The following is a 25068-nucleotide window of genomic DNA, read 5'->3' on the forward strand; positions in this document are numbered from 1 at the left end:
CTAGCCGCCCCTGTTCGGTTCCTTAAGCCTGCGGCGTTTTTGCCACGTTTGCCAGGAAGCCCAGGATCACTTCAATCAGCGACGTCGCTGCGACGGCTGCATATTTCAGCGTCTGGTCATGCGACAGCGGGAACGGCGACAGGCCTTCGGCCAGATTGGTGATCGCCGACACGCCAACCACTTTCAGACCGCAGTGACGGGCCGATACCACTTCCGGCACCACCGACATGCCAACCACATCGGCGCCCAGCGTCTTGAACGCGCGGATTTCCGCAGGCGTTTCAAAGTTAGGACCGGCGTAAGCGATGTACACGCCGTCATGCAGCGTTACGCTTTTCTCTTTTGCCGAGGTGTGCAGCAGCGCGCGCAGGTCAGCGTCGTAGGCGTTGGCCATGCTGAAGAAGCGTGGGCCGAAGCGCTCATCGTTAGGGCCCATCATCGGGGTGCCTGGCAGGAAGTTGATATGGTCGGTCAGCGCCACCAGCGAACCAGCGTCCACTTCGGTGCGCAGCGAACCAGCTGCATTGGTCACGAACAGCATCTCGGCGCCCAGCAGCTTCATGGTGCGTACGGCGCTGGTCATCACGCCCAGGCCGTAGCCTTCGTAGACGTGGCCGCGGCCCTTCATGCACACCACCTGCACGCCCGACAGGGTGCCGATCACCAGCTCACCGGCGTGGCCGTGTACGGTGGAAATCGGGAAGCCTGGCAGTTCGTCGTAGCCGATGGTGATGGCATCGGTCATTTGTTCCGCCAGCACGCCCAGGCCGGAACCGAGAATCATCGCGACGCGCGGCTTGAAGCCAGCTGGGAGACGGGAGCGAATGATGTCAGCTGCCTGGAATGGGGAATTATTAGACATGGGTATCCTCTGGTTTTTTGGTATGGCTGGGGAAGCTGACACTATGCATCATCGTCCATATGTATGGCAAATACCATTTTTCTTAGCCATTTATATTAAATAAATATGAATGAGGAGTATTATAAACCAAGGCAAACTTAGACGTGGACGTGCCGTTGACTCATTTCGGACAAATGTTTACCATGATGGACAAATGTTTTATGAGGCCACTACCGTGACCGACTCTTCCAAAAAAGAACAGCTCTACCAGCTGATACGCGCCAATCCTTTCATCTCCCAGCAAGACCTGGCGGTCGAGCTACGCCTGTCGCGTTCCGCCGTGGCCGGCCATATCGCGGGCCTGATCCGCGAGCGCCGCCTGCTGGGCCGCGCCTATGTGTTGCCGGACAAGCGCCCCGTCATGTGCATCGGCGCCGCCAATCTGGACCGCAAACTGCGCACCATCGCCACCATGCAGCTGGGTACCTCGAATCCCGCCACCGCCGAAGAAGTGTATGGCGGCGTGGCGCGCAACATCGCCGAGAACCTGGCCCGCCTGAACCTGCCGACCGCGCTGCTGACCGCGCTGGGCGACGATGGCGCCGGCCGCAGCCTGCAGGAACACGCCGAGAGCGCCGGCATCGACACGCGCGGCAGCCTCAAACTGCAGGACGCCGCCACCGGCACCTACACCGCCATCCTCGACGACAAGGGCGAGATGGTAGTGGCGCTGGCCGACATGGCGCTGTATGACCGCATCACGCCGGACTTCCTGCTCAGCCGCGCACCGCAGCGCGCGGCCGCCGCCATGACCGTGGCCGACCTCAATCTCCCCGCCGACAGCATCACCGTGCTCCTGGAAAGCGCACGCACTGATAACGTGCCGCTGGTGATTGTGGCCGTGTCGCAGCCGAAGATGGCACGCCTGCCCGCACACCTGCAAGGCCTGCGCCTGCTGATCCTGAACCGCGGCGAGCTGGAAACCCGCGTCGGCCGCGCCTTGCCGACCGAGGCCGACGTCCGCGCTGCCTGCAACGAGCTGCAGGCGCAAGGCACGCAGGATGTCATCGTCACCTGCGGCAGCCAGGGCGTCTACCACACGCGCGGCCAGGAGCTGGTATGGCTGGCCGCGCACCAGGTACACGTGGTCGACGTGACCGGCGCCGGCGATGCCTTCTCGGCCGCCGTCTGCTGGTCGCTCTACCAGGGCAGCCCCGACCTGACGCTGGCCTGCCGCCGTGGCCTGAAAGTGGCCGCGATGACGCTGGAAAGTCCGGAGACGGTGTCGCCGGTGCTGGCCGCCGACGTCCTCGACGAGATTCACGACTTTGATATGAGCCAGCCTTTTGAAACCCTGCTCTTCCCCAATAAAGGATAAAACCATGCACCAATACCTGCTGTTCTCGCCGGAAGTGGCCGCCGCCCGCGCCGCCGGCAAAGCCATCGTCGCACTGGAATCGACCATCATCTCGCACGGCATGCCGTATCCGCAAAACGTGCAGATGGCGCGTGAAGTGGAACAGATCATCCGCGACGGCGGCGCCGTGCCGGCCACCATCGCCATCATTGGCGGCAAAATCTGTGTCGGCCTGTCGGAAGAACAGCTGGAACTGCTGGGCACCTCGCCGGATGCGATGAAGGTCAGCCGCCGCGACCTGCCTTACGTGCTGGCGCAAAATAAGCTGGGCGCCACCACCGTCGCAGCCACCATGATCTGCGCCGAGCTGGCCGGCATCCAGGTGTTCGTCACCGGCGGCATCGGCGGCGTGCACCGCGGCGCGGAAACCAGCTTCGACATCTCGGCCGACCTGCAGGAACTGGCGCAGACCTCGGTGGCCGTGGTGTGCGCCGGCGTCAAGTCCATCCTCGACATCGGCCTGACGCTGGAATACCTGGAAACCTTCGGCGTGCCCGTGGTCAGCGTCGGCCAGCGCGGCTTCCCGGCGTTCTTCACGCGCGAGAGCGGCTTCAATGCCGACTTCCAGCTGGACACGGCGACCGAGCAGGCCGCCTTCATCCAGACCAAATGGTCACTGGGCCTGAAAGGCGGCATCGTCGTCAGCAATCCGGTGCCGGCCGCCGAAGCGATGCCCAAGGAAGAAATCGACCGCATCACCGCACAGGCCTTGCAGGAAGCCGATGCACAAGGCGTCACCGGCAAGAACGTCACGCCCTTCCTGCTCAGCCGCATCAAGGCGCTGACCGAAGGCCGCAGCCTGGCAACCAACATCGCCCTGGTCAAGAACAACGCCCGCTGCGGCGCCGCACTGGCGGTGGCCATGCAATCGACGCACTGAAACACTGACGCCAAAACGCCATGTCCATCGATCTGAAACAACTAAAGTACTTCCTCGCCGTCGCAGAAGAAAAGAGTTTCAGCCGCGCTGCCGAGCGTCTGCACATATCGCAGCCGCCGCTCAGCCAGCAGATCATGAAACTGGAAAGTGAACTGGGCGTCAAACTGTTTGCGCGCACCACGCGCACCTTTGAACTGACGGTGGCCGGCAAGGCGCTCATGAGCGAAGCCTCCGAGCTGCTGGCCAAGATGCGCATGACCATCGACACCATCCGCCAGATCGACCGCGGCGAAGTGGGCCGGCTGCGCGTGGGCATCGTCGGTTCGGCCATGTGGGGGCCGATACCCAGCCTGCTGGAAGAATTCCAGAGCAAATTCCCGCGCGTGACCTGGACCCTGCACGAACTGGGGCCGACCGCGCAATATGACGCGCTGCGCGCCAAGCAGATCGACGTTGGTTTCTGGCGCGAACCCAGGCTGGATGAGGACGACCTCAAAAACGACAACCTGCGCCAGGAACTGTGTTTCCGCGAAGACGTCTGCGTGGCCATCAACGAACACCACCCGCTGGCCAAGCAGGATGCGATTGAACTGATCGATATTGCGGACGAGCCGATGCTGACGCTGGCCCTGGACAAGTCGTCCTTCCCACGCTACCTGATCCAGTGCTGTGTGAATGCCGGCTTCCAGCCGACCATTTTCCAGGAAGCGTCCGAGCCGCAAACCCTGCTGGCCATGGTAGGCGCGGGCCTGGGCGTGACGCTGATCCCGGAAACCACCAGCCGCATCGGCTGGCCGGGTGTGGTGTTCCTGCCGATCCGCAGCAATCCGCCGTCGGCGAATTTGTACATCACCTACACCACCACCGACGATGCGCCGGTGGTGCGGGCCTTCCTCAACATCCTGAATCCGCCCGCCCGCGCCGACTGATCTGACTAATGTGTCAGACCGCCCGCTTCGCGCATATCGACCGTATGCGCCAGCGTGGTACGCACGGCGATGCGCAAGCCTTCGACCACATCTTCCAGCTTCATGCTGGCCGAACCGGGATGTTTGGCAGCCTGCTGCGGCAGGTAGGGAATATGAATGAAACCGGCGCGCATGGTGGTGCCCCACTCGTGGGCCTGATGCATCAGGCCATAGAACACGTGGTTGCAGACAAAGGTGCCTGCCGTCTGCGACACCGAGGCCGGCAGGCCCGCTTCGCGCAGTTCGTGCACGATGGCCTTGATCGGCAAGGTGGAAAAGTAGGCCACCGGACCACCGTTCACAATCGGCTGGTCGACCAGTTGGCGCTGCTGGTTGTCGGCAATCGGCGCGTCATCGATGTTGATGGCCACGCGTTCCACCGACATGTCGACCCGGCCACCGGCCTGGCCGACCGCAATCACAATACTTGGCTGCAGTTCTTCCACCGCCTGATGCACAACCTTGAGGGCATGGCCAAACACGCATGGCAGCTTGCGCGCATGGACCACGAATTCACCTTCATGCCAGCCATCGAGCTGACGTACCGCTTCCCACGACGGGTTAATAGTCTCGTTGTTAAACGGTTCAAAGCCGGTTAACAATATTATCTTTTTCATCTCGACAGCTCCGGTGATGCTTAAGTGCGGAAGCGTCTCACATATTCATCAAAAAATAAAGCAGCGCGATATTGACTACCAATAGTGGCAACGCAGTCGCCACCTGTATCTTCACGACGGCGTTCTTGTCCGGCAGTTCCAGCAGCGCAGCGGGCACGATGTTGAAATTGGCCGCCATCGGCGTCATGAGCGTGCCGCAATAAGCACTGAACATGCCGATTGCCGCCATCACCGCCGGATTGGCGTGATACACGCCGACCAGCACCGGGATGCCGACGCCACCTGCAATCACCGGGAAGGCGGCAAAGCCATTACCCATGATGACCGTGAACAGCGCCATGCCGATGCAGTACACCGCCACCGCCACCAGCCGTATGTCCATATTGATGTAGGACGTGACCACATGCGCCACCGCCTTGCCCATGCCGGCTTCGGTGAACAGCAGCCCCAGTACCGCCAGCATATGCGGCAGCACCACCGCCCAGCCCAGATGATCGATCAGCCGGCGCGACTCGCGCATCGCCTGCATCGGCGTGGAGCGCGTGAGCCAGCATGCGGTGGCCACCGCGAACAGCGAGCCGCAGCCCAGGCTGACCAGGGTCAGGTTCTTGGGATCGAGCAGAAACAAATCGCCCAGCTTGACGTCCTTGAACAGCGTGGAACCGATGACCGTAGTGACGGGAATCAGCAGCGCCGGGATCAGCAACTTGTGGCCCAGGCGCTGTGCGCTGCTGCGGCGTTCTTCCACACTACGGTCGCCATAGCTGCCCAGGGTGACGCCGCCGAAGCCGGCGATCAACCCCATCGCCACCATCAGCAGGCCCGATGCCACGGGCGGCAACTGGTCGCCGGCCAGGTAGATCACCGCGTACAAGGCCCAGAACAGGGCGCTGCTGTAGCGCTTGGGATTGTGCTGGTCGCGTAGCGCCATCCACGCCACCATCAGCAGCATCGCACCCAGCACGTAGAAGAAGTAATCAAGCTTGATGATCATGCCGCGCTCCGGGCGATGTGTTTATCCAGACGGTACAGCCGCCACGAATGAATGATGAAAGCGGAAATCGCGGTCGGTATGCCCCACAAGGCCATGTGCAGCGGATCGACTTCCAGCCCTTCGCCGCGCAGGATGGTCTGCATCAGCACGATGGCGCCAAAGGCCACGAACACGTCTTCGCCAAAGAACAGGCCAACGTTGTCGGTGGCCGCGGACATGGCGCGGATGCGGTAGCGCATTTCGATGGACAGGTTGGGATAGCGCACTTCGGCCGCGCCTTCCGCCATCGGCGCAATCAGCGGGCGCACCATGTTCGGATGGCCGCCGATGCTGGTCAGGCCGAAAGCGGCAGCCAGTTCGCGGATCGCCAGGTAGACGATCAGCAGACGGCCGGTGGTGGCCGACTTGATGCGCGCAATCGACGCCTGCGCATGCTCCTTCAGGCCATGCCGCTCCAGTAGTCCGATCGCCGCAATCGGCAGCAGCAGGATGATGGGCAGATTGCGTGTCTTGATGAAGGCGGTGCCGAGTGAGGCCAGCAGATGCTCCATCGGCATGGCGGCGGCAATCCCGGTGACAAAAAAGGCGGCAAGCACCACCAGCACAGGATGGGCGCGCAGCGCGAAGCCCAGAACGATAACGGCGACGCCTAGCAGCGGCCACAGGTTGATGGTGTGTTGCACTTGCTGTCTCCAATGTAAAAATCCCCGCACTCCTTCCGGATGTGCGGGGACTCTGGCTTACGCTATCTTAGAAGTTGACCTTGAAGGTCGCGCCCCAGGTGCGTGGCTCATTCAACATACCGGTCAGGTTATCGAACTCAATTGCGCTGAGCAGGACGATCTTGTTGGTGATGTTGCGGCCAAAGCCAGCCACTTCATACTTGCCGTCGCCCCATTTGTAACCGATACGCACGCCACCTTCGGTCAGCGGTTTGGCGGTGTACTCGGTGGCGGTGTACAGGAAGAAGTTGTAACTGCTGCGGTAGCTCCAGTCGGTCATCGCATACAGCTCGCCATTGCCTACTTCGGTGCTGTACTTGAGCGAGAAGTTGGCCTGGTGGCGCGGTGCGCGCGGCAGGTCGTTACCATCGATCAGCGAGTAGCCAGGGTAGCCAGGCGCCGGAGTGTTGGTCGGCGTGCAGCCCAGGCCAGCATTGTTGGCGACGTTACCGCAGTAAGCCACGCGCACATTCTTGTCCTTGATCTCCGTATCGTTGAAGCTGTAGCCCAGCGAGCCGCTGAAGCCATAGCCCAGGTTCGCTTGCAGATCCAGCTCGATACCCTGGCCAGTGACCTTGTCGGCGTTGATCAGACGGTTCATGTTGATGGTGCCGCTGCCTGCGGTCAGCTGCTTGTCCTTGACGCGGTACTGGAAGACCGCCGCGCTCAGACGCGCACGCTTGTCAAACAGGTCTTGCTTGATACCGGCTTCAAACGACAAGGCCTTCTCGGCACCCGCCATCGACGGCACATCGCTGAGGCCATTCAGGCGGCCTTGCATCGATGGCGCGCGATAGCCGGTAGCAGCGCGGGCAAACAGGTTGGTGTTTTTGTCCAGCTCATAAGTACCGCTCAGATCCCAGCTGACATTGTGCGAGGTGCTGCTCAGGTTATATGGCAGGGTGATCAGCGTGTTGCTGGCGTCATAGTCGGTACGCGACGCGAAGAAGTCCTTCTTGTCCGAGGTGTAGCGCAGGCCGCCGCGCACCTTCAGCTTGTCGGTCACGGTGTAGTTCAGCGAGCCGAATGCCGCCCACGATTTCGCCTTTTGGTTTTGCAGCGCAAACGGGATGTTCTGTGGATTGCCTGGGGCCAGCGAATTGAAGCTGATACTGTCAATCTCGATCGCTTCGTTGAAGTAGAACAGGCCACCGATCCATTGCAGCGGGCCGCTGTAATTCGACTCGGCGCGGAACTCTTGCGTGAACTGTTTGTGGTTAGGCAGCAGGTCGGCCGTCTCGACCGGGAATGGAATACGGCCAGGACCCGATGGTGGCGCGAAGACGGCGCCATAGCCGCCATCGACGTCGGCACGGCTGTCAAACTTCAGCTTTTCGTAGCCGGTGATCGAGTGCAGCGTGATGTCGTTCAGGTTGTACTTCAGGCGGATGCTGCCGCCCTTGGTGTTCAGGCGCTGGTAGTTGACGCCATCGGTCGGATACGAACCATAGTCAAAGCCGTCAACGATATCGTTGGTGCCCTGCTTGATGATGTTGGCGCGGAACAGCGTGGCGCTGCCGTGGTAGTCGCGCTCGTGGTAATTGAACAGCGCGCTGAAGTCCTTGTTCGGCTGTACCAGCGCTTGCAGGCGGAAGGCGTTGTCGCCGTAGCCTTCAAAGTCCTGGGTGCCCTTGTTCGGCGTTGGATTGGTATTGTGCACGCGGTTATCGCGGTGCTGGCTGGTGCCGGAGAAACGCACTGCCACGGTGTCGCTGATCGGGAAGTTATACGCACCCTCAACGTTCTTGGCCGAGTAGTTGCCCACGCCCAGCAGCAAATAGCCTTCCTGCTTGAAGACTGGCTTGGCCGAGTCGAACTTGATCACGCCGGCTGGCGAGTTACGGCCGAACAGCGTGCCCTGCGGACCGCGCAGCACCTCGACCTGGTCGACGTCAAACACCGGGAAACCCTTGAGCATGGCGTTTTCCTGGACGATATCGTCCATCACATAGCCCACTGGCTGCGATGCGTTCAGGTCAAAGTCGGTATTGCCCAGGCCGCGGATGTAGAAACGCGGGAAAGCGCGGCCGTAGTCCGATTCAATGTTCAGCGAAGGCGAGCGGCCGGACAGTACACGGATATCGCCCGCGCCCGACGTCAGCGCGTCCAGCTTGTCGCCTTTGATGGTGGCGATGGACATCGGTACGTCCTTGATGTTTTCCGCGCGGCGCTGTGCGGTCACGATCACGGTTTCAAGCTGGTTCTTGTTGGCGGCTGGTTCAGCGGCGGCCGGGGTGTCCTGCGCCTCAGCGGCGGCGGCGGCGGCTTCTGCGGCCATGGCCGAATGCAGCGGGAAAGCGCTGGCGACAGCTAGTGCGATCAGCGACCGCACTGCGAAACTGCTTTGCTTGCTCATATGTCCTGCTCCCTTGATATTGTGTAGATCAAAATTGCTTTTTAGTTATTAAATGTGTATCGAATATGAACAATTTGCGTATATCGATATACAAATTACCAAACATGCTAGCACGGAAAAAAACGCTTCCAATCCCCCTTTTGCAGGCAAATGATTCATATTTGTTTTGTATAAATAAGCAAGAAAAAACGAATTTGTCGTACATATCGGCACTGGGGCATAGTAGTGGACTGCCTTTAACACCGGGCAGACAGCCACTTTCTCTATGAAAGAGAGATGGCAGCAAGGGACCGCCAACGCCTGACTTTTTTTCCAAACGGACAAAAAAGCAACAATACAAAAATATTTAATTCGGCGGCCTTTGTTGTTGCAGTGCGACATTATTCTTGGAACGGTAGATGAACAACACCTTGGAACACAGCTTGAGCCGCGTTCGCGCGGTCGGCAATCTGGGACAACAAATCTGGCTCGACAACCTGAGCCGCCACCTGCTCGCTTCCGGCCAGCTGGCCGGGCTCATCGCCCAGGATGGCGTGCAAGGCCTGACCTCGAACCCGGCCATTTTTTACCAGGCGATCCAGAACGATCCCGCCTACCAGGCCGCCCTGCCCCTGCTGCGCACGGCGCATGCGACGCCGGAAGCGCGCTTTGAAGGCCTGGTGATTCCGGACGTGCAACGCGCCTGCGACCTGTTCGCGCCCACCTATGAACAAAGCCACGGCCGCGCCGGCTTCGTGAGCTTTGAAGTGGCGCCACGCCTGGCGCACGACGCCGAGGGCACGGTGGCCGACGCCAAGCGCCTGTGGGCGCTGATCGGCCGTCCCAACGCCATGATCAAGATTCCGGCCACGCCGGCCGGCATCGCCGCGCTGGAAGAAGTGATCTATGCCGGCATCAACGTCAACATGACGCTGATCTTCAGCGCCAGCCAGATCCAGGCCGTGCGCGCCGCCCACCGCCGCGGCCTGGCACGCCGCCTGCAGGACAAATTATCGGTACAACGTATTGCCAGTGTGGCAAGTATCTTCATCAGCCGCATCGACGTCGCGGTGGACGCCCTGCTGCCACCCGGCGACGCCTTGCGCGGCAAGGCCGCCATCGCCGCCGCCCGCATCGCCTACGCCGACTGGAAGAATGACAGCGGTTTCGGCGTATTTGCCGCCTTTGGCGCCACGCCGCAGTGGCTGCTGTGGGCCAGCACCGCTACCAAGACCGCGGCCGAACGCGATGTGCGCTATGTCGAAGGCCTGATCGGCGCCGATACCATCAACACCGTGCCGGACGCCACCCTGGCCGCCTTCCGCGACCATGGCGAGGCTGAAACCAGCTTAAGCACGGAGGTCCAGGCCGAGCGCGCCGTACTGGCGCAACTGGCCCATCAAGGCATCGATCTGGAGACGATCGGCAAGCAATTGCTGGATGCCGGGCTGCTGCAATTCGAGCAAGCTTTTAGCAAGTTGCTAGCGCTTACCGAGTGAAATCAGGGGTTTAGAGGAATTTAACGGCACGGAATTACATGTTTCGGCCAATAAAAATATACAATATCGATCTTCCAGGAGCCTATTCATGAAACTTTCACAACTTAGTTTGACGGTTGCAGCACTGTTTATCGCTGCCAGCGCGTCCGCGGCTGACCCAAAACTGGGCATCGTGTATGACGCGGGCGGCAAGTTCGACAAGTCGTTTAACCAGTCCGCTTTTGAAGGCGCCACGCGCTTCAAGAAGGAAACCAATATCAATTTCATCGAGGTGCAAGCCTCCAGCGACACCCAGGCTGAACAGGTGCTGCGCGGCCTCGCCCGCAAGAACCTGGACCTGATCGCCTCGATCGGCTTCGCCCAGCAGGCTGCCGTGCAGAAGGTCGCCAAGGAATTCCCGAAAGTCCGCTTTGTGCTGATCGACGGCGTGGCGCAGGGCGCCAACGTCAACTCGATCACCTTTAAGGAAGAAGAAGGTTCGTACCTGGTGGGCGTGGCTGCGGCCTTGGCCTCCAAGTCGAAAAAGATCGGCTTCATCGGCGGTGTCGACATCCCGCTGATCCGCACCTTCTCGTGCGGCTATGCGCAGGGCGCCAAGGCCGTCAACCCGAAAGTGGAAGTGACCTCCAACATGGTCGGCACCACCTCCGACTCGTGGAACAATCCGGCCAAGGGCGGTGAACTGGCCCGTTCGCAGTTCGACCGCGGCGTGGACGTGGTGTTTGCCGTGGCCGGCGGTTCGGGCCTGGGCACGCTGCAGACCGCCAAGGAAAAAGGCAAGCTGGCGATCGGCGTCGACTCCAACCAGAATCACCTGTACCCAGGCAGCGTGCTGACCTCGATGGTCAAGCGCGTCGACAACGCCGTGTACGACTCCTTCATGCAAATGAAGGCAGGCACCTGGAAGGCCGGCGTCACCGCCAAAGGCCTGAAAGAAGGCGGCGTCGATTGGGCGCTGGACGAGAACAACCGCAAGCTGATCACGCCGGAAATCGAAAAGCGTGTGACGGGTGCGCGTAAGGACATTATCGATGGCAAGGTCAAGGTCATCGATATCCGTTCGGGTACTGCCTGCCCGGTCTAACATCTGTTTGAACACGAAACGCGCCGCCGGGGCTTTTCCCCCGTGCGGCGCGTTTAACATTTTAATTAACTGCACCGAAAACGATCCTATGCAGCCAGCAGTAGAATTTCGCGGCATCTCCAAGCATTTCGGAGCTGTAAAAGCGAACACGGACGTCAGCTTCTCCATTGCCAAGGGTTCCATCCATGGCCTGGTGGGCGAGAACGGCGCCGGCAAATCGACCCTGATGAGCATCCTGTACGGATACTACCGCGCCGACGGCGGGGAGATCCTGCTCGATGGCCAGGCACGCCGCATCCATAGCAGCCAGGAGGCGATTGCCCTCGGCATCGGCATGGTGCACCAGCACTTCATGCTGGTCGAGAACATGACCGTGCTCGATAACGTCATGCTGGGCAGCGAAGGCGGCTTCAAACTCAACGCCAAGCGCGCCAAGGTGGAAGCGGAACTGCGCGAGATCTGCAAGCGCTACCGCCTGGAAGTCGATCCGCTGGCCACCATCCATGATTTGTCGGTGGGCGCGCAGCAGCGCGTGGAGATCCTCAAGCAGATCTACCGCAGCGCCAACATCCTGATCCTGGACGAGCCGACTGCGGTGCTGACTGCACAGGAAACCGAATCGCTGTTCGAGATCCTGCGCCTGTTCAAGGAACAGGGCAAGACCATCATCCTGATCACGCACAAGCTGCAAGAGATCCTCGACATCACCGACACCGTCACCGTGATGCGCGGCGGCCGCGTGATCGGCGCCGTGCCGACCGCCGGCACCACCAAGGAAGACCTGGCCAATATGATGGTCGGCCGTCCGATTGAAAACAACCTGCCGCGCAAACCGTACAACCCGGGCGCACCGGTGCTGGAAGTAGACCAGCTGCAGCTGCTGGACGACCAGGGCGTCAAGCTGCTGGCCGACATCGGCTTCACGCTGCGCGCTGGCGAGATCGTCGCGATTGCCGGCGTGTCCGGCAACGGCCAGAGTGAACTCATGGAGATCCTGTCGGGCATGCGCCTGCCAACCTCCGGCAAGCTGAACTTCCTGAACAAGGCCCTGCCCTTCGCCGGCCGCTCGGATGCCGATGGCCTGCCGCGCACCTTCCGCGAACTGGGCATCGCCCACGTGCCGGAAGACCGCTTGCGCGATGGCGTGATCAAGGCCTTCTCGGTCATGCACAACACCATCTTCGGCTACCAGGACAAGCTGAAAAATCGCTGGGGCCTGCTGGACTTCAAGGCCATCGCGGCGCGCTGCGCGGAGCTGATGAAGAACTTTGACGTGCGTCCGAACAACCACGACCTGCGTATCGGCCTGCTGTCCGGCGGTAACCAGCAGAAGGTGGTGATCGCGCGCGAAGTGCTGGCGCAGCCCAAGCTGATGCTGGTCGGCCAGCCGACGCGCGGCGTCGACATCGGCACCATCGAAAGCATCCACACCCAGCTGCTCAAGCTGCGTGATGAAGGCGTGGCCATCCTGCTGGTCTCCGTGGAGCTGGAAGAAGTGCGCGCGCTGGCGGACCGTATCCTGGTCATGTGCGGCGGCCGCATCACCGGCGAACTGAAAATTGAAGAATTCGACACCACCCGCATCGGCCTGCTGATGGGGGGCATGCATAAATCATGAATAAAGACCTGCCACGCTGGGCCACTGCGTTTGTCATGCCCGTACTGAATCTGCTGTCCGCCATGCTGGTGACGGCACTGGTGATCCATCTGCTGGGCGAAAGCCCGACCGAATCGCTGGCCATCCTGGTCAACAGCGCCGTCGTCAATCCGGAAGGCCTGAGCTACACGCTGTTCTATGCCTCGACCTTTATCTTCACCGGCCTGGCGGTTTCGATCGCCATGCAGGCCGGCCTGTTCAACATCGGCGCCGAAGGCCAGATGTATGTGGGCGGCCTGGGTCTGGCCTGGGCCATGCTGGCGTTCGACCACACGCTGCCGGCCTGGATCCTGATCCCGGTCGGCATCCTGGGCGCGGCGCTGTTTGGCGCGCTGTGGTCCTTCCTGCCCGGTTTCCTGCAAGCGAAGCGCGGCAGCCACGTGGTGGTGACCACCATCATGTTCAACTTCATCGCCTCGCAGCTCATGAACTTCGTGATCGTGAAATACATGATCCCGGACGGCGAGCAGAATCCGGCCAGCCGCGCGTTTGCCGCCGCTGCCGAAATGCCGCGCCTGAACCAGTGGTTCCCCATCCTCGGCGAGACGCCGTTCAACATCAGCTTCTTCCTGGCGATTATCGCGCTGGTGATTTACGGCGTGGTGGTATCGCGTTCCGCGTGGGGCTTCAAGCTGCGTGCGACCGGCCTCAATCCGCATGCAGCGCACTACGCCGGCATCCGCATCAGCAAAATGATCATCATTGTCATGCTGATTTCGGGTGGTCTGGCCGGCCTGGGCGCGGTCAATTCCATCATGGGTTCGACCCACTACCTGTCGCTCAACTTCGTTGGCGGCGCAGGCTTCATCGGCATTGCGATTGCGCTCATGGGACGCCAGCATCCGGTCGGCATCTTCCTGTCGGCCGTGCTGTTTGGCGCGCTGACGCAAGGCGGCTTTGACCTGTCGCTGGAAAAGCAGAACATCCCGCCAGAGATGGTGATTCTGGTGCAGGGCGTAATCATCCTGTTCTGCGGCGCGATGGAAAATATGTACGGCCCGGCCATCGCCAAAATGCTCAAACTGAAGAAGTGAGGACGATATGACTTTTGATGACCTGCATATCGGCAGTATCCTGGTATCGACCGTGCGCAATGCGCCGGTGCTGATTTTCGCCGGCATGGCCGGCCTATTCGCCGAACGTTCGGGCGTGATCGACATTGGCCTGGAAGGCAAGATCCTGGCGTCGGCGTTCGTCTCGGCCGCCGTCGCCCTCACCACCCAGAACCCATGGTACGGCGTAATGGCCGGCATGCTGGTGTCGGTGCTGCTGGCAACGCTGCAGGCGTATGTCGCCATCTCGCAAAAGGGTAATCAGCTGGTGGCCGGCATCGCCATCAACATCGCCATGAGCGGCCTGACCTTCGTGGTGGCGCAGTACATCTTCCAGCAAGGCGGACGTACGCCGGACCTGGGCTCGGCGCGCCTGTTCGACGTGGTGCTGCCCGGTTCTGCGGCCGTGGAGAATATCCCCTTCCTCGGCTGGCTGTACGCGCACCTGATCGGCGGCCATTCGGTGCTGGTGTATGTGGCCTTCCTGCTGGTGCCGCTGGTGCACTGGGTGGTCTACCACAGCCGCTTCGGCCTGCGCCTGCGCGCCTGTGGCGAGAACCCGCATGCCGCCGATGCCGCCGGCGTCAGCGTGGAACGCCAGCGTTACTTCGCCATGCTGATCGCGGGCGCACTGTGCTCGCTGTCGGGCGCCTACCTGTCGATCGTGCAAAGTGGCTTCTTCCTGCGCGACATGTCGGCCGGTGCGGGCTACCTGGCGCTGACCGCCATGGTGTTCGGTAACTGGCGTCCGCTGTACACCTTCCTGGGCTGTTTGATGTTCGGCTTCTTCGGCGCCGTGCAGATCCAGATCGAAGGCGTGGAACTGCCTGTGGTTGGCCGCCTGCCGGGCGCGCTGATCCAGATGGTACCGTACGTGCTGACCGTGATCGTGCTGGCGGGCCTGATGGCCAAGTCGGTGGCGCCAAAAGCGCTGGGTACGCCGTTCGTCAAGTCCCGCTAAAGCCTCTTCCTGCAGGACAGCAGGCCGGTGGCCTGCTGTCTGTATCCTAGAAAACGATCTCTTCGCTGTTCAGCAACTGGATGCCGCCGAAATTGCGCCAGGTCGCATTATGGTGTTCGATAATGCTGGCCGCGTTAAGGTGCGCGCGGTCGCGCGTGGTGTGGGCATCCATCGCCAGCGTGACCGGATAGCCGCTGCTGGCGGCGTGCCGTACATTCGTATCCACACAAAACTCGGTCGCGAAGCCGCAGATCACCAGGCGCTGGATCTCCTGCTCGTTCAGGAACGCTGTTAACCCGGTGTTGAAAAAGCCGTCGCACTGGTTTTTAGGACTGACAAAGTCACCTGCCTGCGGCGCAATCGCTTCCGGAAACGCCCAGCCTTTGCCATTCAATGCCCATTCGGTGCCAGCTTCATCGTGCTGGATGTAGATAATCTGCGTACCGCTGGCGCGGGCTTTTGCGATCAGCTTGCGGATTCGTTCCATCACCACGTCGGCCTGATAGCCCGCTGGCGATTCGGTAAAGACTGCATTTTGAAAATCAATGACCATCAGCGCAGCGCGCATACACACTCCTAGCTAAAATTTTTTCATATACGACAGCAGATCGGCGAGCTGCTGTTCATCCTTGATTCCCCAGAAGCGCATACTGGTTCCCGGTACCACATCATGCGGCGCACGCAGGAATGCTGCCAGCGTCTTCTCATCCCACACCAGTCCGGATTTTTTCATCGCTTCCGAATATTTATAGTCCCTGGTCGATGCGGAGCGGCGGCCAACGATGGCGTTCAACTGCGGCCCGTAACCCGCACTCGCATACGGTCCTACCGCATGACAGGAAGCACAACGCTGGAACAGCGCCGCACCATTCTTTGGATCACCGGCGGCAGCGGCCTGCCCGGCCAACAACAGCGTCAACAAAAAATAAGCGCGCATAAAAAAACCCGGAGCCATATCGGGCAAGGCAGCAAGCGCGCCTTGCCCGAACCGGTCCAGCCTTATTCAGTGGCGAAGTGAGCACACTCCACCGCATTAACAGACACCGGCGAGGATAAGCTAAGCACTGCCGGTTCAACTTCGCGCGCGTGACCAAGCATATGCGCCGAAATGTACAGCGTATGGTCGAGGATTCTGCCTTTGAAATGATTGGATGCTTTGGTAAAAGCCGCGGCACGCACCAGATAATGCAGTTGGCCAGGCACCGCCGCCATCCCCATCAGCGCCGGATCGACTTCTTTCAGCTTGGCCTCGCCTAATATGCGCTCGGCATTCACCAACTGTTCACCCGTAAGCTGCACCACGCCGTCAGCGGCGACGGACGGCGCAACAGGCTGGATGGCCTTCCCGGAACATAGTGCCTCCGCCGACATGGCGGAACCAGTCCCGCCAACCAGGGCCAACGCCAGAACGATACTTTTCAAATTTCCCATAGAGAATTTTCAGTAAATTTGCATACCGGAATAGTTATCGAAGAACATGCAGTCTGCGGAGTCCATCGCTTCAACCCGCGGGCCACCGCCGCCACCGCCGCCACCGATGATCTGGATACCCGCGTTACCACCGCAGTAATTATCATACAAGGCGGCCGCCTCGTTCGCATTCATATGGTCGCCATAGGTCCCCATCAGGCCAGGCTGGTTGACAACGCCTGCGCTACCTTCGGTATAGCTATCTTTCAACCCGATATTGTGGGTCAGTTCATGCGCAACGGTGTAATTATCGGAAGACGGGTAAAGGTAGACATTATTCCCGCCAACTTCAGCATAGGCGCGCGGCGCAGCATCGTTGGTCGCAACGCCGTTGTGGAACACCGTGCCGCCCGCGCCATCGACCAGCGCCACATTGACCGAGATATCTCTGCCATCTGCTGTATGATAATTTCCATCCACAAATTGTTTTGTTGAATTTATGATAGTGCTCGAATCGACAGCGCTCTCATTTTTGAATGGCAGAATGATGGTGATCTCACTAGAATTACCATTGGTCGTGCAGACACCGGTCAGATTGGGATTGGTTACGACAGCAGTCATGTTCTTCTCAAAAAGTTAAAGGAAATGCACACATTGCAAAATGTGCAATGATGCAATCCTAGCATCAATAATCGCTTTTTGTGAAGTTGTTTTATAGCAACAAACTGACGCCGCTTAGCGCAAACGCAGGCGATCCTGCGGCGCGGCGGCAGCGCGGGCCGGCATACCAGCGGCGCCACGATCCAGCTTGAACACGCTGACCGCCTGCGCCAGCGTCGCCGCCTGCTCTTTCAGGCTTTCCGCCGCAGCTGCAGCCTGCTCCACCAGCGCCGCGTTCTGCTGGGTCACGCCATCCATCTCGGTGATGGCCTGGTTGACCTGCGTGATGCCCTGGCTCTGCTCCGCCGTGGCGACCGTGATTTCACTCATGATCTCCGTTACGCGGCGCACGCTGGCCACCACTTCATCCATGGTGCTGCCGGCTTCGTCCACCAGGCGGCTGCCATCGGCCACCTTGCCGACCGAGTCATCGATCAGCACCTTGATCTCCTTGGCCGCAGCGGCGCTGCGCTGCGCCAGGCTACGCACTTCCGACGCCACCACCGCAAAGCCGCGCCCCTGCTCGCCGGCGCGCGCTGCTTCCACCGCCGCATTCAGGGCCAGGATATTGGTCTGGAAAGCGATGCCATCGATGACGCTGATGATATCGACGATCTTGCTGGACGACTCATTGATCGACGCCATCGTGGCCACCACCTGCGCCACCACCGCACCGCTGCGCTGCGCCACTGCGGACGCCGAATCCGCCAGCTGATTGGCCTGGCGCGCATTGTCGGCATTTTCCTTGACGGTGCTGGTCAGCTCCTCCACCGAGGCCGCCGTCTCTTCCAGCGCGCTGGCCTGCTGCTCGGTGCGCGCGGACAGGTCGCTGTTCCCGTGCGAGATCTCGGAACTGCCGCGCTCCACATTCTCGGCACTGGCGCTGACCTGCAACAGCACGTCATGGATATTGCCGACGAACTGATTGAAGCCGGTGCCGATCACCGCCAGCTCGTCGTTGCCGCTCACTTCCAGCTTCACGCTCAGGTCCGCATCGCCGCCGGCCAGCGCCGTCATGCGTTCACCGAGTTTGCGCAGCGGCTCGGTCAGGCGGAACACCACGGTAATCAGGATAAACGCCGTCGCCACCGCGCACACCAGCGAGACAATCAGCGTGTACAGCAGCAGTTCGCGCGCCGGCGCGGTCGCCACACGTTTCGGGAAGGTCAGCTGCACCGACCATGGCGCCGTCTCGGCGTGGATGAACAGCGGCTGCAGCAAGTGCACCGTGCCCTGGTCATCCTCGTATTCATAGGTCTGCCCCTGGCGTATGCGTTCCAGCGCCGCTGGCGGCAGGTCATCCGCTTTCTTGCCCAGCTTTTCCGCCACCGGATGGCTGGCATACAGGCCGCCACTGGAGATCAGCGTCAGCTTGCCGCCTTCGATGACTTTCAGCTCAGCGAGAATCTTGCCCAGGCGGGTCAGCATGAAGTCCGCGCTGGCCGTGCCTTTGAACTGGCCGCCTATCATAATCGGCGACACCAGCGACGCCATCAGCGTCGGCTTGCCATCCACCGGATAGATATACGGCTCGGTGAAGAACACCTTGCCGCTGCGCTTGGGGATGTCATACCAGTCGTTGGCGCCGGGCGCGCTGTCAAACACGATCGGCTCCACATGCGGCGTACCGCTCGGGGTGCGCGTCCAGTACGGCATGAAGCGCCCGCTCGCATCGTACAGCGGCTGCTTGCCGGCGAACTCGGCGTCCTTGCCATCCAGCGCATTCGGCTCCCAGGTGACGGCGGCGCCGATCAGGTCATCCGATCCCGCCAGCGTCGCCTTGACCATCTCGTTGATCTGGTCGCGCGCCAGTGTCTGATTGGCGCCGCGCGTGCTGCGCATGGCCGCCGACAGGTTGATCACCGCCGACAGATTGGTGGCGATACGCGCTTGCAGCGTCCCGGCCACTTCGCGCGCCGAGGTCCGCGCCAGATTCATCGCCGCCGCTTCCGCACTGGCGCTGCTGCGTATGCCGGTGACGGTGGCCGTGACCGCCAGACTGAGGACCACCAGCGCGGTGGCCGCCGCGCAGATTTTGCCATTCAAGGAAAGTGAAATCGCCATAAATAATCGCTGTAAGAATCAGAAGGATCTGGTCAGCGCCAGCACCAGCGTGCCCTGCGCGGGATTGGAGGTTTCGATCACGCCCGCAGAATTGGGAATGCCCAGCGTGTAGTTGTCATAGGCGTTGGTCAGTGCATGCGCCCTGGTGTAGGCGGCCGACACCGTCCAGCCAGGCGCCACCAGCTTGCTGACACCCACCTTGTAATCGCGCCAGTTCCACATGCTGTTGTGGGCCACGCGGCCATGGCCAAAGTGCAGATTGAGCGTCCAGCCATTGCCCAAGTCCGGATTGGCGCCGATGTCCAGATAGCCGGTGCCGCGCGCGTTCTCGATGCCGAAGAATTCCGGCGTCACCGTGTAGTTGTATTTGGCGTAGGCGAACTTGTAGGTCAGGCCCAGCGCCACTTCGCCGTAGTTATACGTGGTGTGGGTGGCGTTGTATTCGGCGCCCGGATAGAGGTAGTGGTAGTAGCCGACGCTGTAGCCCACATCGCCGACAGTAGCGCCGTAATTGCCATACACGTCCCATTCAACGGTGCCGTTTTCAACGAAGCGATTGCTGACCGTGGACAGCCAGGTGCCGGCCGAAAATCCGTTCGGGGCGGCGTAATCGAAACCGCCTTGCAGTGCGGGCTTGCCCCAGGTCTGGCGGAAGCCGCGCGAGATGTACTGTGAAGCCAGCGTGACGTTCGCGGTGAACGGTGATACCTCTGGCGCCGTCTGCGCACGGACTGGCGCCGCGCCACCGAACAGCATCATCAATGCACATGCACTCCAGGCATACTTCATGAAGCCTCCCCTTGTCTGACAACTTTGATCTGATTGAAAATACAATAAGAACGGCGGGGTCTGGGCCGAGATGCCCTAGCATAGACAGTCAGGAATGACTAAGTCAACTGAACCCGCCCAGGCGGGAATCATTCGTTGTTAAGCTGCACGGCCATAGCGACTTGATAGAGGCGATGCAGGCATGGCACACTGCTGGGATGAACCAGCCTGGATACAAAAAAAACCTGACGCGCTGCCTGTTATTGCTGGCCTGCTGCCTGTCCAGTACCAACGCGGTCGCCGCCATGGCGCGCGTGGTGTATCCGCTGACGGCCAGCGAAGATGCCGACAGCCGCTACGAATACGACTGGGCGGTGCTGCGCGTGGCCTTGCAGAAGACCGAAGCGCGCTATGGTCCGTTCGAACTGCACCAGTCCACACATCCCATGTCGTCGCAGCGCGTGGCCCAGGAACTGTTCACGCCAGGTGGCCGTATCAACATCTTTGCACGCGCGACATCGCCGGAACTGGAACAGCAGTTCCTGCCGGTGCGCCTGCCGATAGACAGAGGCTTGCTGGGCTATCGCATGTTCCTGGTACGCGACAGTGACCTGCCCCGTTTTGCGGCCGTACGCACGCTGGACGATTTGCGCAAGCTGAGTGTGGGGCAAGGCAAAGACTGGATTGATGTTCCCATCCTGCGCGCGGCGGGATTCAATGTAGTGGAAGGCACCAACTACCCGGGTCTGTTCGGCATGCTGAGCGCGGGCCGTTTTGATTTTTTCTCACGCGGCATCGACGAGGCGCAACGCGAGTACCGGGAGCGCCGCGGCGTGCACCCGCATCTGGTGGTGGAGCCGACGCTGCTGCTGCAATATCCCCTGCCGCTGTACTTCTTCCTGCGCCGCGATGCCGAAGGCAAGCTGCTGGCGCGGCGCATCAGCGAAGGGGTGGAAGTGATGATCAGGGATGGATCGCTCAACACCCTGTTCCAGCAATACAAAGGGGCGAGCATCAAGGCGGGAGAGCTACAGAAGCGGCGCGTACTCCACGTACGCAATCCGCACCTGACACCAGAGACGCCGCTGTCACGCAGCGAACTCTGGTTCAATCCACTAACGGGCAAGTAATCAGGGCCAGATCGCCTTCAGCACCGAGGCCAGATGGTAGCCGCCCTGTATCAGCTGCGATCTGGCGGCCGCCGATGACGGCACCGGATAATTGTCAGGAATCGACAGCGGCCAGACGTTATACAGTTCGCCGGTAGTCTTGCTGGTCTGCTGGGCCATGGCACCCGGCAGCGTATCGGCGTAGGCCAGCTTGGCCACCACCAGCGTCTGATCCGCCCACTGGTATGGCCAGGTGACGGCGTCGCCGCTGTTGGGCGCGACAACAGGATTGTCCGCGATGACTTTCTGCGCGAACTGCTCCGGCGTACGCACACCGAGACGGCGGAAGGCGTAGTTCACCACCGTGGTGTCCCAGTAGGAATGGAAGGCGCGCGTGGCTTGTGGCGTGGCCGGCGCCGGCTTGTCGTCCGGCGGCATCAGCCTGGTGCTGCTGGCCGTCAGGCGGATATCATCCAGCAGCAGATTGTTGCCACCCTGCGTGGCAAAGGCTTCCTTGTCGTCCAGCTGCTTTTGCGTCGGCACCACGAAACCGCCGCTCTTGCCAACATAGCCTTCGCCCACATGCAGCGGCTGAGCGATATCGCCAGTCAGGTGGGTCAGCATCAGCAGCGCCTGGCGCGGCGTGAAGTTGTGCGGATTGGTGGTGGCATTGCCCTGCCCTTGCAGTACAGCGATGCACTGCTTCAGCGTCTGCACGATGTCATGATCGGCCGTGCCCACGCCATGGTCTTCGTAATGCGCCAGCTGATACGGCACATCCGTGTAGTGATACTCGGCGTGTTTGGGATTGGCGGTGGTGTAGGCCACCATCTCGTCCGACTGCGGGCCGCAGTAAGTACCCTTCACGCAGTCCGCCCAGGTAGCAATGCTGGACAGGCTTTCACCCGGCAGCAGCAAGGCCTGCACCTGCTTCTCGGCAGCGCTACCCTTGATGAGCTGATCGGCAATCGCGCCCACCGTGCGGTGGCCATCGTTGCCCCAGGCGTGGGCGTTGAACGATACGAAGGCGCTGCTCAGCGCCAGGATGCATGCAAGCTTGTTCATTCAGGGCTGCCTTTTGCCGGTTTCGGATATTGTTTGTTGATGTCGAGCGGCTGTGCATACGACGAGCTCCAGGTCTGCTCCTGCAAGGCCGCCAGACGCTGCGCCATTTTCTCGTTGCGCATCACCACTTCCAGATTGCGCGACAGGTCCATATAGCCGCCGGACCAGTTGCTGGTGCCGACCCAGGCGATCTGGTTATCGATCACCATGGTCTTGCTGTGGATGACGCGCGCGAACGGAATGAAGCCGGTCGATGCCACCGGCAGCGTCACAATGCGGATCTCCACGTTGGGCAGCACCGCCAGGCTTTTAAGGTAGGCCTGCGCCGGCTTTTCCAGGTTCCAGTTGGAGACCATCAGCTTGATCTTGACGCCACGGTTGGCAGCGGCGCGCACCGCGTTGTCAATGACTGCGTAGTAGGGACGCGTGCCTTTCGGGCCATAGCTCAGCGGCGCATAGTCCAGCAGCTGGATGCGGACTTCCTCCTTGGCCTCCGCCAGCAGGGCAGGCAGGCCGGTCTCGGAATCGCCCACGCCGGCAGGGTTGTACTGGTTAGGGCTGGACAGCAGGAAGGCATTCTGGTGAATGTCTGCCATGACGGTCTTCGCATTCAGCGCCGGCGCGGTCTGGCCCTGCGAGGTCAGCGCCTGCGCGCGCCAGTCCTGGTTGAAGATGGCTAGCACCTGCCCTACCACCTTCGGATCGGTGATGCGCAAGCCGGTTTCATGGATATGTTCAAACGAGCGCCAGTCGAAGTTCTGGCTGCCGATATAGGCGGTCGCGCCATCCACCACCAGATACTTGGCGTGAATGATGCCGTTGCCGGTCAGCTTGTTGAAGTCGAGGACGCGGAACTCCATATTCGGGATCGCCTTCAGGCGTTCAATGCTGGGCTGCTCCGACAGGTTCACGCCTTTCTGGTCCAGCAGGAAGCGGATCTTCACACCGCGCTTGCCTGCGGCTTCCAGATGCTCCACCACTTTTTCAAACACGCTGCCAGGCTTGATGACGGCATAGAACTGGCCGATGACGATTTCGCTTTTGGCGTTGTCAAACAGTTCGGTCCACACTTGCGCGGCACTGCGCAGGTCATCGCTGTGCAGCGGGGTTTCTACCGGTGCAGTCTGCACCAGCTCATAGCCGGGAATGGCAAATTCGGCGTAGGCCGGCGCTGCCAGCACGCTAGCCGCGACCAGGGTGGAAATCAAAATACGACGCATCTTTACTCCTTTTGTATGCTCTTGAAACGGACGGCTGGCGCGGTGGCGCCGGCAGGCTTGCCGTCCTGGTCGCGCCGGGCCAGATAGCCGGTCAGCGCATCGATATCGCGGATATTGGTCGGCGCGCGGCCGCTGCCCTTGGTGAAAGTCGGGAAGCCATCACCGCCTTCGGCCAGGAAGTTATTGGTGATGACGCGGTAAGACGCATCCATCTCCAGCGGCACGCCATTCAGCTTGACGCTGCCCGGTACGATTTTGTGGCCCTCGGGCTGCGCCGCGTCCCACTCGTACGAAAAGCCGTCCGACACTTGCAGGAAGCCGCGCGAGGTGGCGCGTCCTCCCATCCATTGCTCTTCCAGCAGCTGCACGACCTGCGCACCACGCAGATTCATGGCAATCAGGGTATTCCCAAACGGCAGCACGGCCAGGGCCTGGCCCAGCGTCACATGATTGCCACCCAGCGTCTCCAGGTCCTGGCGGATGCCGCCGGGATTTTGCAGCGCAATCTGGCCGCCGAAAGAACGCCCCGCGTACAGCATGGAATCCGCCACCAGATCGCCCAGTGCCGACTCGCGGTCATGGTGCTTCTCGCGCTTGATGCCGGAAACGGCCAGCCTGGCCACTGGTTTCGCCAATGCGGCGTTGCTGCGCTGGCGCGCCTTGTCGATATAGGCCGTCAGCACGGGATCGGCTGGCCAGGCGCCCGGCATCATCACCTCCTGACCCGCACTGACGCTGCGTACCGTGTTGGTATTGGTGTCCACCGTGAGCTTGATGCGGCCGAGCACATGGCCGCCCATGTCGGACTGCGTCACCATGCGGCCATCCACCTTGCACAGATAGCCTTGGTGCGAATGCCCGCTGACCACCACGCGAATCGCCGGATCCAGACGCTTGACCACGTCCACAATCGGCCCTTTGAGATTGGCGCAGTCCTGCTGGTCGAATTTATCGGTGGTGCGGCCGCCCTGATGGATCAGCACCACAAACACGCCCACGCCCTGCTGGCGCAATTCCGGCAACTGGCGGTTGATGGCGTCCGCTTCATCGATGAACTCGAGGCCGGCAATGCCCGACGCCAGCGACGATTCCGCCGTATCGCGCAGCACCGTGCCGATAAAGGCCACCTTGACGCCATGCGCGGTCTCGATTTTGTAGGCCGGCAGCACCGGCTTGCGCGTCACCATGTCGATCACGTTGGCGGCCAGGTACTGAAACTGCGCGCCCTTGTATGGGCCGTCAAACTGGCAGGCCTTGTCCGCGCGCGGCGACACGCAGCCGCCCTTCTGCTGGCGCAGCAGTTCGATGCGGCCCTGGTCGAATTCGTGATTGCCCACCGAGGTGGCGCGCAGGCCAAGCAGGTTGAGGGCGCCGATGGTCGGCTCATCCGCCCACATCGACGAGATCGCGGGACTGGCGCCAATCAGATCGCCGGCGCCGACCAGCAGCAGCTCCGGGTCCTGCTTGCGCCACGCTTGCAGCGCCGCGCCCAGCGTATCGATGCCGCCGGCCTGGATGATGCGCTCACCGCCGCCGGCTGCGCTGTCCCAGCTGAATTTGCTGGCTTCCAGATTGCCGTGTAAATCGTTCAGTGTCACCAGCTGCACTTCCGCCACACCGGGCGGCAAGGATGGGGTGCGCTGCAGCCATGCGCAGCCTGCCAGTGCTGTCACCGCCACCAGGCTCAGATATTTTTTCATTGCGAACTAACTGGGTTGGAATCGAATATTGTACAGCGCAACGCC

At 61.1% G+C, this 25068-nt stretch carries 23 protein-coding genes; 9 read left to right on the forward strand and 14 right to left on the reverse strand.

Annotated elements, in window-relative coordinates:
• Nucleotides 1–22 precede the first annotated feature (22 nt).
• Nucleotides 23–862 carry a xanthosine phosphorylase gene (gene xapA, locus GTP58_RS20735; protein WP_072785118.1) on the reverse strand — a complete coding sequence of 280 codons (840 nt, stop codon included), beginning with the start codon at nucleotides 860–862 and terminating at the stop codon, nucleotides 23–25.
• 214 nt (nucleotides 863–1076) lie between these two features.
• Between xapA and GTP58_RS20740 the strand changes: the two genes are divergently transcribed.
• Genes GTP58_RS20740 through GTP58_RS20750 form a run of 3 tightly spaced genes read left to right on the forward strand, consistent with a single transcriptional unit; the run spans nucleotide 1077 to nucleotide 4067 of the window.
• On the forward strand, nucleotides 1077–2219 hold the full coding sequence (locus GTP58_RS20740; RefSeq protein ID WP_161079060.1) for a carbohydrate kinase: 1143 nt from the start codon (nucleotides 1077–1079) through the stop codon (nucleotides 2217–2219).
• Nucleotides 2220–2223: 4 nt separating this feature from the next.
• A complete protein-coding gene (locus GTP58_RS20745; RefSeq protein WP_161079061.1) occupies nucleotides 2224–3138 on the forward strand; it encodes a pseudouridine-5'-phosphate glycosidase in 915 nt (304 codons plus the stop codon).
• A 20-nt stretch (nucleotides 3139–3158) separates the two neighbouring features.
• A complete protein-coding gene (locus GTP58_RS20750; RefSeq protein WP_161079062.1) occupies nucleotides 3159–4067 on the forward strand; it encodes a LysR family transcriptional regulator in 909 nt (302 codons plus the stop codon).
• Nucleotides 4068–4072: 5 nt separating this feature from the next.
• On the opposite strand, the gene pcp is transcribed toward GTP58_RS20750, so the two are convergent.
• The 4 genes from pcp to GTP58_RS20770 form a co-directional block, all read right to left on the reverse strand.
• Complete coding sequence (gene pcp, locus GTP58_RS20755; protein WP_072785124.1) at nucleotides 4073–4723, reverse strand: pyroglutamyl-peptidase I; 651 nt, start codon at nucleotides 4721–4723, stop codon at nucleotides 4073–4075.
• 37 nt (nucleotides 4724–4760) lie between these two features.
• The gene (locus GTP58_RS20760; RefSeq protein WP_161079063.1) at nucleotides 4761–5717 is read right to left on the reverse strand and encodes a DUF979 domain-containing protein; all 957 of its coding nucleotides are present in this window, start codon (nucleotides 5715–5717) and stop codon (nucleotides 4761–4763) included.
• Nucleotides 5714–6400 carry a DUF969 domain-containing protein gene (locus tag GTP58_RS20765; RefSeq protein WP_072785128.1) on the reverse strand — a complete coding sequence of 229 codons (687 nt, stop codon included), beginning with the start codon at nucleotides 6398–6400 and terminating at the stop codon, nucleotides 5714–5716. Before GTP58_RS20765 ends, GTP58_RS20760 begins: the two co-directional genes overlap by 4 nt.
• A 67-nt stretch (nucleotides 6401–6467) precedes the next feature.
• Entirely contained in the window at nucleotides 6468–8795 is a 2328-nt protein-coding gene (locus tag GTP58_RS20770) for a TonB-dependent receptor (RefSeq protein ID WP_202413801.1), read from the reverse strand.
• A 398-nt stretch (nucleotides 8796–9193) separates the two neighbouring features.
• Between GTP58_RS20770 and tal the strand changes: the two genes are divergently transcribed.
• The 5 genes from tal (at nucleotide 9194) to GTP58_RS20795 (ending at nucleotide 15027) form a co-directional block, all read left to right on the forward strand.
• Nucleotides 9194–10273, forward strand: coding sequence for a transaldolase (gene tal, locus GTP58_RS20775; protein ID WP_161079064.1), 1080 nt, complete (start codon nucleotides 9194–9196; stop codon nucleotides 10271–10273).
• Between the two features lie 88 nt (nucleotides 10274–10361).
• Entirely contained in the window at nucleotides 10362–11357 is a 996-nt protein-coding gene (locus GTP58_RS20780; RefSeq protein ID WP_072785130.1) for a BMP family protein, read from the forward strand.
• An 88-nt stretch (nucleotides 11358–11445) separates the two neighbouring features.
• Nucleotides 11446–12975, forward strand: a complete 1530-nt coding sequence (locus tag GTP58_RS20785) for an ABC transporter ATP-binding protein (protein ID WP_161079065.1) — start codon at nucleotides 11446–11448, stop codon at nucleotides 12973–12975.
• Nucleotides 12972–14048: an ABC transporter permease gene (locus tag GTP58_RS20790; RefSeq protein WP_229215680.1), complete on the forward strand. Its 1077-nt coding sequence runs from the start codon at nucleotides 12972–12974 to the stop codon at nucleotides 14046–14048. The genes GTP58_RS20785 and GTP58_RS20790 overlap by 4 nt, the downstream gene beginning before the upstream one ends.
• 7 nt (nucleotides 14049–14055) lie before the next feature.
• Entirely contained in the window at nucleotides 14056–15027 is a 972-nt protein-coding gene (locus GTP58_RS20795) for an ABC transporter permease (protein ID WP_161079066.1), read from the forward strand.
• 46 nt (nucleotides 15028–15073) lie between these two features.
• Here the strand turns inward: GTP58_RS20795 and GTP58_RS20800 are convergent, their stop codons facing one another.
• From GTP58_RS20800 to GTP58_RS20825, 6 genes are all read right to left on the reverse strand, one after another.
• Nucleotides 15074–15595 (reverse strand): cysteine hydrolase family protein, encoded by a 522-nt coding sequence (locus tag GTP58_RS20800; RefSeq protein WP_161079067.1) that lies wholly within the window; start codon nucleotides 15593–15595, stop codon nucleotides 15074–15076.
• A 12-nt stretch (nucleotides 15596–15607) separates the two neighbouring features.
• The gene (locus GTP58_RS20805) at nucleotides 15608–15964 is read right to left on the reverse strand and encodes a cytochrome c family protein (protein WP_161079342.1); all 357 of its coding nucleotides are present in this window, start codon (nucleotides 15962–15964) and stop codon (nucleotides 15608–15610) included.
• Between the two features lie 62 nt (nucleotides 15965–16026).
• Entirely contained in the window at nucleotides 16027–16458 is a 432-nt protein-coding gene (locus GTP58_RS20810) for a hypothetical protein (RefSeq protein ID WP_161079068.1), read from the reverse strand.
• 9 nt (nucleotides 16459–16467) lie between these two features.
• A complete protein-coding gene (locus GTP58_RS20815; protein ID WP_161079069.1) occupies nucleotides 16468–17058 on the reverse strand; it encodes a zinc-dependent metalloprotease family protein in 591 nt (196 codons plus the stop codon).
• 114 nt (nucleotides 17059–17172) lie between these two features.
• Nucleotides 17173–19161, reverse strand: a complete 1989-nt coding sequence (locus GTP58_RS20820; RefSeq protein ID WP_161079070.1) for a methyl-accepting chemotaxis protein — start codon at nucleotides 19159–19161, stop codon at nucleotides 17173–17175.
• 18 nt (nucleotides 19162–19179) lie between these two features.
• Nucleotides 19180–19950: a TorF family putative porin gene (locus GTP58_RS20825; RefSeq protein WP_161079071.1), complete on the reverse strand. Its 771-nt coding sequence runs from the start codon at nucleotides 19948–19950 to the stop codon at nucleotides 19180–19182.
• Between the two features lie 197 nt (nucleotides 19951–20147).
• On the opposite strand from GTP58_RS20825, the gene GTP58_RS20830 reads away from it, so the two are divergent.
• Nucleotides 20148–21059 (forward strand): hypothetical protein, encoded by a 912-nt coding sequence (locus tag GTP58_RS20830; protein WP_229215681.1) that lies wholly within the window; start codon nucleotides 20148–20150, stop codon nucleotides 21057–21059.
• Here GTP58_RS20830 and GTP58_RS20835 read toward each other — a convergent pair whose 3' ends face one another.
• The 3 genes from GTP58_RS20835 to GTP58_RS20845 are packed head-to-tail and all read right to left on the reverse strand — an operon-like array spanning nucleotide 21060 to nucleotide 25023.
• Nucleotides 21060–22103, reverse strand: coding sequence for a S1/P1 nuclease (locus GTP58_RS20835; protein WP_161079072.1), 1044 nt, complete (start codon nucleotides 22101–22103; stop codon nucleotides 21060–21062). It abuts the gene before it with no gap.
• Nucleotides 22100–23323 (reverse strand): phospholipase D-like domain-containing protein, encoded by a 1224-nt coding sequence (locus tag GTP58_RS20840; RefSeq protein WP_161079073.1) that lies wholly within the window; start codon nucleotides 23321–23323, stop codon nucleotides 22100–22102. The genes GTP58_RS20835 and GTP58_RS20840 overlap by 4 nt, the downstream gene beginning before the upstream one ends.
• Before the next feature lie 2 nt (nucleotides 23324–23325).
• Nucleotides 23326–25023 (reverse strand): bifunctional UDP-sugar hydrolase/5'-nucleotidase, encoded by a 1698-nt coding sequence (locus GTP58_RS20845; RefSeq protein ID WP_161079074.1) that lies wholly within the window; start codon nucleotides 25021–25023, stop codon nucleotides 23326–23328.
• Nucleotides 25024–25068: the final 45 nt, after the last annotated feature.

It is taken from the genome of Duganella sp. CY15W (genome assembly GCF_009857555.1).
GTDB classification, from domain to species: Bacteria; Pseudomonadota; Gammaproteobacteria; order Burkholderiales; family Burkholderiaceae_D; genus Rugamonas; species Rugamonas sacchari.

What these genes read in the sequence shown, in the direction of transcription:
- xapA (WP_072785118.1), bottom strand. Translation starts at nt 862, where the DNA reads ATGTCTAATAATTCCCCATTCCAGGCAGCTGACATCATTCGCTCCCGT.
- GTP58_RS20745 (WP_161079061.1), top strand. Translation starts at nt 2,224, where the DNA reads ATGCACCAATACCTGCTGTTCTCGCCGGAAGTGGCCGCCGCCCGCGCC.
- GTP58_RS20750 (WP_161079062.1), top strand. Translation starts at nt 3,159, where the DNA reads ATGTCCATCGATCTGAAACAACTAAAGTACTTCCTCGCCGTCGCAGAA.
- pcp (WP_072785124.1), bottom strand. Translation starts at nt 4,723, where the DNA reads ATGAAAAAGATAATATTGTTAACCGGCTTTGAACCGTTTAACAACGAG.
- GTP58_RS20760 (WP_161079063.1), bottom strand. Translation starts at nt 5,717, where the DNA reads ATGATCATCAAGCTTGATTACTTCTTCTACGTGCTGGGTGCGATGCTG.
- GTP58_RS20770 (WP_202413801.1), bottom strand. Translation starts at nt 8,795, where the DNA reads ATGAGCAAGCAAAGCAGTTTCGCAGTGCGGTCGCTGATCGCACTAGCT.
- tal (WP_161079064.1), top strand. Translation starts at nt 9,194, where the DNA reads ATGAACAACACCTTGGAACACAGCTTGAGCCGCGTTCGCGCGGTCGGC.
- GTP58_RS20780 (WP_072785130.1), top strand. Translation starts at nt 10,362, where the DNA reads ATGAAACTTTCACAACTTAGTTTGACGGTTGCAGCACTGTTTATCGCT.
- GTP58_RS20785 (WP_161079065.1), top strand. Translation starts at nt 11,446, where the DNA reads ATGCAGCCAGCAGTAGAATTTCGCGGCATCTCCAAGCATTTCGGAGCT.
- GTP58_RS20790 (WP_229215680.1), top strand. Translation starts at nt 12,972, where the DNA reads ATGAATAAAGACCTGCCACGCTGGGCCACTGCGTTTGTCATGCCCGTA.
- GTP58_RS20795 (WP_161079066.1), top strand. Translation starts at nt 14,056, where the DNA reads ATGACTTTTGATGACCTGCATATCGGCAGTATCCTGGTATCGACCGTG.
- GTP58_RS20800 (WP_161079067.1), bottom strand. Translation starts at nt 15,595, where the DNA reads ATGCGCGCTGCGCTGATGGTCATTGATTTTCAAAATGCAGTCTTTACC.
- GTP58_RS20805 (WP_161079342.1), bottom strand. Translation starts at nt 15,964, where the DNA reads ATGCGCGCTTATTTTTTGTTGACGCTGTTGTTGGCCGGGCAGGCCGCT.
- GTP58_RS20810 (WP_161079068.1), bottom strand. Translation starts at nt 16,458, where the DNA reads ATGGGAAATTTGAAAAGTATCGTTCTGGCGTTGGCCCTGGTTGGCGGG.
- GTP58_RS20815 (WP_161079069.1), bottom strand. Translation starts at nt 17,058, where the DNA reads ATGACTGCTGTCGTAACCAATCCCAATCTGACCGGTGTCTGCACGACC.
- GTP58_RS20820 (WP_161079070.1), bottom strand. Translation starts at nt 19,161, where the DNA reads ATGGCGATTTCACTTTCCTTGAATGGCAAAATCTGCGCGGCGGCCACC.
- GTP58_RS20825 (WP_161079071.1), bottom strand. Translation starts at nt 19,950, where the DNA reads ATGAAGTATGCCTGGAGTGCATGTGCATTGATGATGCTGTTCGGTGGC.
- GTP58_RS20830 (WP_229215681.1), top strand. Translation starts at nt 20,148, where the DNA reads ATGAACCAGCCTGGATACAAAAAAAACCTGACGCGCTGCCTGTTATTG.
- GTP58_RS20835 (WP_161079072.1), bottom strand. Translation starts at nt 22,103, where the DNA reads ATGAACAAGCTTGCATGCATCCTGGCGCTGAGCAGCGCCTTCGTATCG.
- GTP58_RS20840 (WP_161079073.1), bottom strand. Translation starts at nt 23,323, where the DNA reads ATGCGTCGTATTTTGATTTCCACCCTGGTCGCGGCTAGCGTGCTGGCA.
- GTP58_RS20845 (WP_161079074.1), bottom strand. Translation starts at nt 25,023, where the DNA reads ATGAAAAAATATCTGAGCCTGGTGGCGGTGACAGCACTGGCAGGCTGC.